This window comes from Actinacidiphila guanduensis, from assembly GCF_900103985.1.
Lineage (GTDB): Bacteria > Actinomycetota > Actinomycetes > Streptomycetales > Streptomycetaceae > Actinacidiphila > Actinacidiphila guanduensis.
Window position 1 is genome coordinate 116,957 of the sequence record NZ_FNIE01000012.1, and the last position, 9,694, is coordinate 126,650.

Consider the following 9,694-nt stretch of genomic DNA (forward strand, 5'->3'; position numbering starts at 1 on the left):
GACGGAAAGGAAAACGGACTGTGGCGACCAACGGACAGACCAATGTCGATATCCAGGGCATGCTCGCCGCACTGCCCAACTTCGAGACGGCGCTGGGGGACATCTCGACCGCGTACAACGGGATGAGTGAGCAGGCCCAGATCCTTGAAGGCAACTGGACCGGTGACGCGGCACAGTCGTTCATCCCCGCGCTGAACCAGTGGCTGGAGAACTGCAACGTCGTGAAGCAGCAGCTCCAGGTGGTCTACGAGAAGCTCGAAGCCAACACCGGCCACTACGAGCAGGTGCACAGCGAGACCGTCGACGCCGCGACCGCCGTCAGGCAGGCGATGGCGGCCGGCCTTCCCGGTATGTGACCCGCCCTCCCCGGCACTCCTCATCCAGCGAAAGGTAAAGAGCAATGACCAGCTATCAGGTGAGCCTTGAGCAGATGGCATTCGTCGAGGGCGAAATGCGGTCCATCACCACGAAGATCCAGAGCACCCTGAGCGACCTGGACGACGCGGCCAAGCAGCACCTCGCCGAGTGGTCCAGCGACGCGCGGGACGCGTACAACCTGGCCAAGGCGAAGTGGGACACGGCGGCCGACCAGATGGCCGTCCAGCTCGGACAGGCCACCACCGCCGTCGGCAACATCGGCGAGTACTACACCAGCGGCGAGAAGTACGGCACCAGCCTCTGGGAGCAGTGAGGCAGGTGGACCGTGGACATCGCACCGCGGAGGAGGTGATCACCCATGCCCTTGCCAGGAGGCGTCGAAAGTCCCTATGAGAACGCGGACGGTTCGGACTCACGGGACGACCAGTACCAGCCGCAGTCGTACCCGGGCGGCGCGTACGTCCCCGGTAGCGGCACGGTCGACACCGGCCAGCGGATACCGGACATGCCCGATGTTCCTCGCGTGCTGGGCAACGGCTCGGGGACCGTGTCCGCGGACACCACCGCGCTGAAGGTCTTCGCCGACAACCTGGAAACCATCTACGAAGACTTGGGCACGGCCAGGCAGAAGGTGAACGACCTCCAGCCCCTTCGAGCCGGAGGCGAACAGTTCGTGGAGGCGCAGACCCTCACGTCCAAGATCACCGGTCCGCGTGGCGGTGAGGGTCTGCAGGGGAACTACCTGACGTCTCTGCACGCCCTGCGGAAGGCCCTGAAGGACACGGCCGACGGGATCAGGGACATCGCCGCCAAGTACTCGACGATCGAGGAGCTCAACGCGAAGGCGGGCAGCGACCTGACTCATCTCATTCAGGACGCCCAAAGCGACATTCAGAAGCTCCAGTCGGCGACCGGGGACTCGGGTACGGGTACGGGTACGACCACCACGGGGACCGGGGACACATCGGGTGTGTCCGGTAGTCCGTACGGCCTTCCGTATGGGTCCGGGGATACGTCGGGCATGTCGGGTAGCCCGTACGGTGCTTCGTACGGTGGGTCCGGGGACACATCGGGTGTGTCGGGTAGTCCGTACGGCCTTCCGTATGGGGAGCCGGGGGACACGTCGGGTACGTCGGGTAGTTCGTACGGCGCTTCGTACGGTGGGTCCGGGGACACGTCGGGCGTGCCGGACAGTACGTACCCGTCGGGCGCGTCGGGTGGTCCGTACGGCACTTCGTATGGCGGCTCGGGGGATACGTCGGCTGCGTCGGGCAGTACGTACGACCCTTCGTATGGTGATTCGGCTGCCACACCGAGCATGTGGGGTGCTCTGCCCAGCGCCGCCCCGTCTGCGGGAAAGCCGCCGGCGCCGGACGACTGGGACGACGGTTCCTCGCCAACGTACGGTCTGACGGGGGAGCCTGCGCCTGTGGCTGAAGGTCCCGGTCCGGTGGTGCATCCGGGAGAAGCGGTGCGGGTTCGTCTGGATCCGTCGGCGCCGCAGGACTCCGACGTGAGAGTCAAGGCGGACGACGTGAAGGTCAGGGCGGACGGGGCGTCGGACCCGGACGTGAGGGTCAAGGCCGACGACGTGCGGGTCAGGGCCGATGGGACGCCGGACCCCGATGTGAGGGTCAAGGCGGACGGAATGCCGGACACGACGTTGGACAAGGGCTCGGTGCGGGAGAAGTCGACCGGACTGCCTGGGTTCTAGACGGTCACGACAGCACAAGCCGGGTATGGGAGCGCGTAGGGCATGGCCGAGGACGGCAGCAGCGGGACGGACAGCGCGAGCGGCGGCTCCGGGACGGACACCGGGGACAGCGGTTCCGGTTCCGGGACGGACAGCGGGAGCAATGGTTCCGGTTCCGGGACGGACGGCGGGAGCAGCGGCTCGGACAGTGGCACGTCTTCCGGGACCGGTGATTACAGCCAGCTGGGCTGGAAGGACGTCATGCGCTACGTCACCGGCTCCGATCCGGACAAACCCGAGGTGGACGGTTCGGCGATTTCTGATCCGCAGACCATCCAGGACGCCGCGGACGCCTTCTATTTCACGCAAACGGTGCTTCAGCGGGCGGCTGAGAATCTCGGCCGGCAGGTGGAGGCGCTGACGGGGCCGGACGGGCCCTGGCAGGGCGGGGCGGCCGGAGCCCTGGGCGATGCCATGAAGACGTTGGCGAAGCAGACGCAGGACATGGCCGACACGCTCTCCGGCGGCAACACGGGCGACTACGACGTTCCGCAGCAACTGGCGGACAACGCGGCGCACTTGAAAGGGGCCATCGACAAGCTCAACGACATCGACGTGTGGTACGCGCAGCAGGCGCTGAAGGAAGCGGCTGCTGAGGGCAAGGACATCGTCATGGACGACGGGCGCGTCGCGGTCAGCCAGACTCCCGACATCCCTCCCCTCCTGGATCGGGACATGCGGGCGGTGCTCAACACGCTGGCGGACAACTACCGGGTCGACACCGACAACGTCGCCTACTCCACGTCGCCCACCAGCCCGACCAACGGGTCGGGAGGCCCCGACCCCACGGCGTACGGAGCCCCCGGAAGCACGGGCGGCACCGGCGGCACTGGTGGCACCGGCGGCTATGAACCTCCTGTCTCGTATCCGGACATGGGCTCGGGCGCCGGTGGTGGCGCGTCATCGGGCACTTCGAACGCGGCGGCGGGGTACCTGCCGCCGACTGGTACGCAGACGGTCGGCGACGGCGGTGGCGCGTCGGGCGGCGATGCGGCGACGTCGGTCCCCGGCGCCGTGCCGTCGACCGGTCAGTCCGGTCCGTCCGCCGACACGGCCACCCCGCGGGTACTGCACAAGGCTTCCGCCGCGCGGGTCCTGCACAAGGCCGGTGACGGCCCGGGTCAGGACACCGGCGACGATCCGGAGACCTACCGCACCCTGGTGAAGGGCCACGCCGACCCGGCGACGTCGGACCCGGACGACGGCTACCGGACCTTGAGGCGGGAGCAGGTGGACCCGCTGACGGTGGACGAGGGGCCCGGCCCGGCGGTGCTCACGGATCAGAAGGAGCCGGCCGGACTGCCCGGGTTCTAGGCGGTCACGAAACCACAAGCCGCGAGGGGGATGGGAGGCGTAGGGCATGGCCGAGGACAGCAGCAGCGGGACGGACAGCGCGAGCGGTGGTTCCCGGGCGGACGGCGGAAACACCGACTCAGGTTCCGGCTCCGGGACGGACGGCGGGAGCAGCGGCTCGGACAGCGGCACGTCTTCCGGGACCGGTGATTACAGCCAGTTGGACTGGAAAGACGTCATGCGCTACGTCACCGGCTCCGATCCTGACAACCCAGCGGTGGATGGTTCGGCGACTTCTGATCCGCAGACCATCCAGGATGCCGCGGACGCCTTCTATTTCACGCAGATGGTGCTCCAGAGGGCGGCCGAGAATCTCGGTCAGCAGGTGGAGGCGCTGACGGGGCCGGACGGGCCCTGGCAGGGCGCGGCTGCTCAAGCCCTGGGCGACGCCATGAAGACGTTGGCGAAGCAGACGCAGGACATGGCCGACACGCTGTCCGACGGCACCGGCGACTACGACGTTCCGCAGCAACTGGCGGACAACGCGGCGCACTTGAAAGGGGCCATCGACAAGCTCAACGACATCGACTTCTGGTATGCGCAGCAGGCTCTGGATTGGGGGCGGCGGAACGGCGTCGATCTCGTCATGCCGAACGGGCGGGTCGCTGTCAGCCAGGCGCACACCACGCCGAAGATCACGGACCTGCTCACCCGCGACATGCAAGCGGTGCTCAACACGCTGGCGGACAACTACCAGGTCAGCAACGGCAATGTCGGCTACTCCGCGCCGCCCACCAACCCGGTCAACGGCTCCGGAGGCACCGACCCCACGGACTACGGAGGCTACGGCGACTCCGGCGGCTACGGCGATCCCGTCCCGTATCCCGACATGGGTGCGGGCGGCGGCAATCTGCCGGACTTCGGCTCGTCGGGTCCGGACAGTCCTACGGCGTACCCCGACATGGGTTCGGGCGGAGACGGCGGGAATCTGCCGGACTTCGGTTCATCGGATCCAGGAAGCGCGGCACCGTACCCCGGAAGTGGCGATTCGGGCGACGCCGGCGGGCAGTTGCCGAACTTCGCGGCATCGGCGAGTCCTGCGCTGTACCCGGGCGGCGGCTCCGATGGCGCCGGCGGAAACCTGCCGGACTTCGGCGGCACGGGTGCGGACAGTCCTGCGTCGTATCCCGGCGGCGACACCGGCACGGTCGGCGGCCTTCCGGGCCTCGGCAGCGGCGGGCCGGGCGGCGTCGACGGCGGCCTGCCCTCCGACTACCCGGGCGTGCAGGACTACCAGGGGGACCCTTCGCTGGACAGCGCCGGGAGCCTGCCGGGCGACGGCACGCTCGACCCGGGCATGGACGCGGCCCTGAATCCCGGCGGCACCGGGCCCGCCACGGGGGACGTGCCCGGCCTTGTCCCGTATCCCGGCCTCTCGCTCGGCACCGGCGCGGGTGGAGGCAAGTCCGGTGGGTCGGAGGACTCGGGCAAGGGCCTCTCGCCGTATCCGGACAGTGCCGACGACTTCGGCAGCGGATCCGTGGGCAGCCCGGGCAGCGTCGACCTTCCCGGATACTCCGGACCCTCCGAGGCGTCCGGTTACCCCGGCGCCGACCTGCCCGCCCTGAACACGACCGGAACCGCCGCACCGAACCTCGGCGAGCAGTTCCAGCCCTACACGGACACCTCTCTCGCTTCCGACCCGACCGGCCAGATCGCCGGCATTCCTGGGGCTGTGGGCTCGTCGATGCCGATGATGCCGATGGGTGGGATGGGTTCGGGTGTGGGCGGTGCGGGTGCGGGGGGTTCGGATGTGCCCCCGTCGGATGCGTCGGGTCTGTTGCAGGGCAGTGTGGAGCCGTGGCTGGGGGACACGTCGCTGGGCGGAGTCGGCAGCCTGCCGGACGGTACGGCGTCGGGCGGGCCGGGCCTCGACCTGCCGGACCTGCAGTCCGCCGGCAACGGACTCGGCGGACTCGGCGGACTCGGCGGAATGGACGGGCTCGACACCCCGGCGTCCGTAGCGGATACACCTGCTCAGGGCGTCGGCAGTCCCGGCATTGTGGGCTCGTCGATGCCGATGATGCCGATGGGCGGCATGGGTTCGGGTGCGGGCGGTGCGGGTGCGGGCGGTTCGGACGTGCCGTCGTCGGATGCGTCGGGTCTGCTGCAGGGCAGTGCGCAGCCGTGGCAGGGCGACACGTCGCTGGGCGGAGTCGGCGGTCTGCCGGACGGTACGGCGTCAGGCGGTCCTGGCCTCGACCTGCCTGGCCCGCAGTCCTCGCAGGACCTGTTGGGCGGGGACACGTCCGTAGCCGGGTCGGGCGGTCTGTCGAGCGCTCCGACGTCCGGTGCTCCGGGCCTCGATCTGCCGGGCGGGCCGTCCTCCCCGGCGGGTCCGGACGGTCTGGACGGTTCTGCGGCCGGCGAGGGCACGCCCGCGCAGGGCCCGGGCGCAACCGCCGCCAGTACGCCCATGCCGCCCATGATGCCGATGGGCGGCATGGGCGGCATGGGCGCGGGGAACAGCGACGGCGACCGGCTCGCGTCCGACGCGTCCGGACTCCTGGCCGGCGACCGCGAGCCCTGGTCGGTCACCCCGGTGCGGCACGACGTCGACGCCGGCTCCTCGCCGGGCGCGGCGCCGGGCGGTGGGCAACTGCGGCTGCCCGGCACCGACGCCGCGACCGGGGCCGGACCCGCGGCCGGGGCGGGTGACTCAGGCTCCGCGTCCGCCGCCGCGCCGACCGGCATGCCCGCGGGCCCGGATGTGGCCGCTGACACCGCGTCACCGGCCGACGAGTCCGCGACCGCCTTGCTGGAGGGGCTGTCGTTCCTGGCGGCCGGGGCGTGGGGCGCTGCCGCCGCCGGTTCCGGAGCGGGGGCGGACGACCGCCGCGGCGAGCAGCCCGCGGCATGGCAGGGCGCACTGTGGGAAACGACCCCGGCCGAGGGCGCCGGCGCGCCGGACGCCACGTCAGCGGATGATGGCCCGACGACGTCCGACGAGGCGCGAGCCGGCTCGCCCTCGCAAGAGGTCGCTTCGGCGGGAGCCATCCCGGCGGGTGCTGCGCAGCCGGGTGTCGGTCCGCACGGGACTGCTCCTGCGGGCTCCGGTGTGCCGGACGCCGTGGTCAACGCGGGGACCGAGCTGTGGGGGGCCACTCCCGCGGGCGCTGTTCCAGCGACAGGCGCCGAGGCGGGCACCGGCTCAGAAGGGGCCGCTCCTGCGGGCTCCGGTACGCCCAACGCCGCTCGCTCGGACGCCGCTCCGGCGACCGCCGCTCAGGGTGCCGGCCCCCAGGAGGGGGCGCAGGCATCAGAGGCGGAGGTCCTGGCGACGGTCGGCGCCGTGTCCGAGGCGGCCGCCGTCCCGCCCGCGGCAGTCCCCCTGCGGCTCGAAGCGCAGGGTCCGCGTGCTCCGGGCGCGGGAGACGTGCGGGCGGAGACGGGCGCGGAGCAGATCGCGCCGCAAGCAGGGCGGGAGGCAGTTGCGCGTGCTCAGCCCGCCGGCGTGGCCGCCTCCCCGGCGCACGGCCACCCGGCGGACGGCGAGGCGTACGAGACGCTCACCCACCCGGCAGGCGCGGCCGTCGCCGGGTCGGCCGGCACGGCAGCCGCTGCCCAGCCCGTACGGGGGCAGTTCGCGGGGGCGGCCGGCACGGCCGGTTCGGGCAGCCCGGCCGGTCCGAGCAGCAGTCCGCTTCAGGCCTCGGCGCAGGCCTCGGCGCACCCTCCGGCCGAGGGATCGGCCCGCGGGCCGGTGCAGAACACGGCCTCCGGGGTGCGTACACCCGCCGCCGATGTTCCCGCTGCCGCCGGCACCGACGCGGCGCGTACCGGTGCCGGCGCACCGGCCGACCCCGTAACCGCCGCCGCGGGACCGGCAGCTGACGACGTGTCCTCCTGGGACGCGCCGGACACTTCGCTGCTGCACCTGCTCGGGGAACCCGCCGCGGGGGCATCCGCCCACGCTGCCGGGTCGGGCGCTCTCACCGCGGACCAGGAGACGGCCGCCCTCATCGGGGCCGTCGGCGCCGCGTACGCGGCCGGGCGCCTCGACTCCGCAGGCGGGGCAGAGCCGTTCGGCGAACCGGTACGGCCCGCCTGGAAGCCGAAGCCGACCGGGCCCGGTACCCCGCGGCGCATGGAGTTCACCTGCGCGACCGGGCCGGACGAACCGCCGGCCGCGCAGAACTCCGGCGAGCCGGGGGATTCCGACGACCGAGGCAACGGCCGGAAGGGCGCCAAGGGCAAGAAGGCGGACGAGCGCGAGTCCGGCAGCGTTGCCGACCTGCTGCGGCAGAGCGAGGAGATCTGGGGGGCCGGCACCCGCCGTACGGGCGCCCCCGGCTGACCTGCGGCCGCCGCCGCGTGGCGGCGGCCGGTGTGCACGAGGGCAGAAGCGGCTGTTCACGCGGTCAACCACGGCCGTGGCCCCTTGGAATCCGGGTTCCCGCCGGACTTGACTCGACCGTGTCCGACCGGTGGGACCACAGCAGGCAGGAGGACACCCATGCCGTCTCCCTACGACCAGCAGATCGAGGATCTGCTGACCGAGTACCGCACCGCGCGGGAGCGGGCGGTGGACACCCACCGCCGTATCAACGAGATCGAGGCCACGGCGACCGCGCCCCGGCGTTCGGTCAAGGTGACCGTCGGAGCACAGGGCCAGGTGACCGCCCTGGAGTTCCCCACCAGCGCGTACCGCACGATGGCGCCGAAGGAACTCTCGAAGGTGATCGTCAGCACCCTGGAGAAGGCCCGTGCCAAGGCGCTGGAACAGGTGATGGAGACAGCCCTCGGACCCCTGCCCGGCGGCCTGACGCCGGCCGCCCTGGCACGGGGCGACATCGACCCGCGTGCGCTGATCCCCGAGGACGTGCGCATGCCGGACGCCGTCCGGGCGTACATCGAACGGGGACTGGGCGCGACGAAGGCCGGCGGACGTGAGTAGCGGCGGGAACGACGGGGGCGCCTCTTCGTCGTCCGAATCCTCCGGGTCCTCTGGGGACGGTCCGGTGCACGTCGACACCGACAAGATCCATCTGGCCGCCGAGGCCCTGGGCGAACTGGCGTGGACGCTGAAGCAGGCGGCCCACACGCTGGACGAACGGTCGCAGGCTCTCGGCCAGCCGTGGGGTGACGACAAGAACGGCAAGAGTTTCGCGGGCGAATACCTGCAGCCCCACTCCGACGCGCTGAAGGCCGGAACCGACGGCGGCGCGGCGCTCGATGACGCGGCAGGCCAACTGAACGACCTGGTGGCGGCGTTGAACGCCATCGAAGCCCAGGCGGTCATCACCGGCCAGCAGGTGACGATCGAACCGACCGATGGTGCGTGACGGATGAGCAGTGCACCGGAAGTCCCCCAGGGCATGGCGAGCACAGCGCCGCAAGGGGCCGAAGGAGAGGGAGAGGCCCCCTACGCGATGCCGACGCCGCCCGACCACGTCGTGGAAGCCGCCAGGCTCGCCCCCGACCACTGGTTCGGCCTGATCGACCCCACGTGGGCGGGGCAGGGCGAGCCGCCGGAGTGGGCGATGATCGGCAGCTGGCGGTCCGACGAACACGGCGAGATCGTCGAGTGGCAGGAGAACGAGGAGTACCGCCCCTCGCCCAGGGCCCTGGGCTGGGCCGACCCGACCGACCCGGTGGACGCGGCGATCCAGCTGGCCACCACCGACTACGGACCGCCCGAGGACATCGCCCGCGCCCTGGCCGTGCAGGAGGTCGCGGTGTTCGTGGCGCCGGGCGGCGCGCCGCTGTCCGCCCTGGCGCCGGACGACGAGACCCCGGTCGTGCCGGTGTTCACCTCACCGCAGCACCTGCAGACCGCGGGCCGGCTGTCCTTCCGGCCGATGAAGGCCCCGGAGTTGCTCGACCTGGTGCCCGAAGGGCATCTGCTCTTCCTCAACCCCTCCGGTCCGGTGAGCATGACGCTGGAACTCGGGCCGCTGCGCGAGGCGGTCGAGGCCGCCGGTGTCGCGGACCACGAGGACAGCTGGCTCGGCGCCCTGGACGACTTGCTGCCCGCGCCGGCGGCGGCAGAGGACACCGCTGCCCCCGCCGACGACGACGGTTCGGGCGGTCCGGGCGGGGTCGCCGTGCCGTCCGCTCCCGTCGCAACCCCGCGTGACGGCTCCGCCGCCGCGGCCGACGTCGAAAGGGGCGACTTCCTCTGACCGGCTCCCCGTCCGCCGTCCCGGCGCCTGCCCGTTCCGCGGCGGGCGCCGTGCAGTGGCATGCCCGGAAGGGCGGGTGGCACGC

Annotated in this window: 8 protein-coding genes; all 8 read left to right on the forward strand. The window is 71.8% G+C overall.

Annotated features, from left to right (window positions below; all coding sequences use genetic code 11):
* The first annotated feature begins 20 nt into the window (after positions 1 to 20).
* The 8 genes from BLR33_RS25275 to BLR33_RS25310 all read left to right on the forward strand — a co-directional run bounded on the left by BLR33_RS25275 (position 21) and on the right by BLR33_RS25310 (position 9,609).
* Positions 21 to 356 carry a WXG100 family type VII secretion target gene (locus tag BLR33_RS25275; RefSeq protein WP_245771651.1) on the forward strand — a complete coding sequence of 112 codons (336 nt, stop codon included), beginning with the start codon at positions 21 to 23 and terminating at the stop codon, positions 354 to 356.
* A 44-nt stretch (positions 357 to 400) separates the two neighbouring features.
* Complete coding sequence (locus BLR33_RS25280; RefSeq protein WP_093786907.1) at positions 401 to 691, forward strand: WXG100 family type VII secretion target; 291 nt, start codon at positions 401 to 403, stop codon at positions 689 to 691.
* A 45-nt stretch (positions 692 to 736) separates the two neighbouring features.
* Positions 737 to 2,092: a hypothetical protein gene (locus BLR33_RS25285; protein ID WP_093786908.1), complete on the forward strand. Its 1,356-nt coding sequence runs from the start codon at positions 737 to 739 to the stop codon at positions 2,090 to 2,092.
* A gap of 240 nt (positions 2,093 to 2,332) precedes the next feature.
* A complete protein-coding gene (locus BLR33_RS25290) occupies positions 2,333 to 3,445 on the forward strand; it encodes a hypothetical protein (RefSeq protein ID WP_143031751.1) in 1,113 nt (370 codons plus the stop codon).
* Between the two features lie 46 nt (positions 3,446 to 3,491).
* The gene (locus BLR33_RS36780; protein ID WP_143031752.1) at positions 3,492 to 7,781 is read left to right on the forward strand and encodes a hypothetical protein; all 4,290 of its coding nucleotides are present in this window, start codon (positions 3,492 to 3,494) and stop codon (positions 7,779 to 7,781) included.
* A 159-nt stretch (positions 7,782 to 7,940) separates the two neighbouring features.
* The gene (locus tag BLR33_RS25300; protein WP_093786911.1) at positions 7,941 to 8,381 is read left to right on the forward strand and encodes a YbaB/EbfC family nucleoid-associated protein; all 441 of its coding nucleotides are present in this window, start codon (positions 7,941 to 7,943) and stop codon (positions 8,379 to 8,381) included.
* 64 nt (positions 8,382 to 8,445) lie between these two features.
* On the forward strand, positions 8,446 to 8,769 hold the full coding sequence (locus BLR33_RS25305) for a hypothetical protein (RefSeq protein WP_093786912.1): 324 nt from the start codon (positions 8,446 to 8,448) through the stop codon (positions 8,767 to 8,769).
* A 3-nt stretch (positions 8,770 to 8,772) separates the two neighbouring features.
* The gene (locus BLR33_RS25310; protein ID WP_093786913.1) at positions 8,773 to 9,609 is read left to right on the forward strand and encodes a type VII secretion system-associated protein; all 837 of its coding nucleotides are present in this window, start codon (positions 8,773 to 8,775) and stop codon (positions 9,607 to 9,609) included.
* Positions 9,610 to 9,694: the final 85 nt, after the last annotated feature.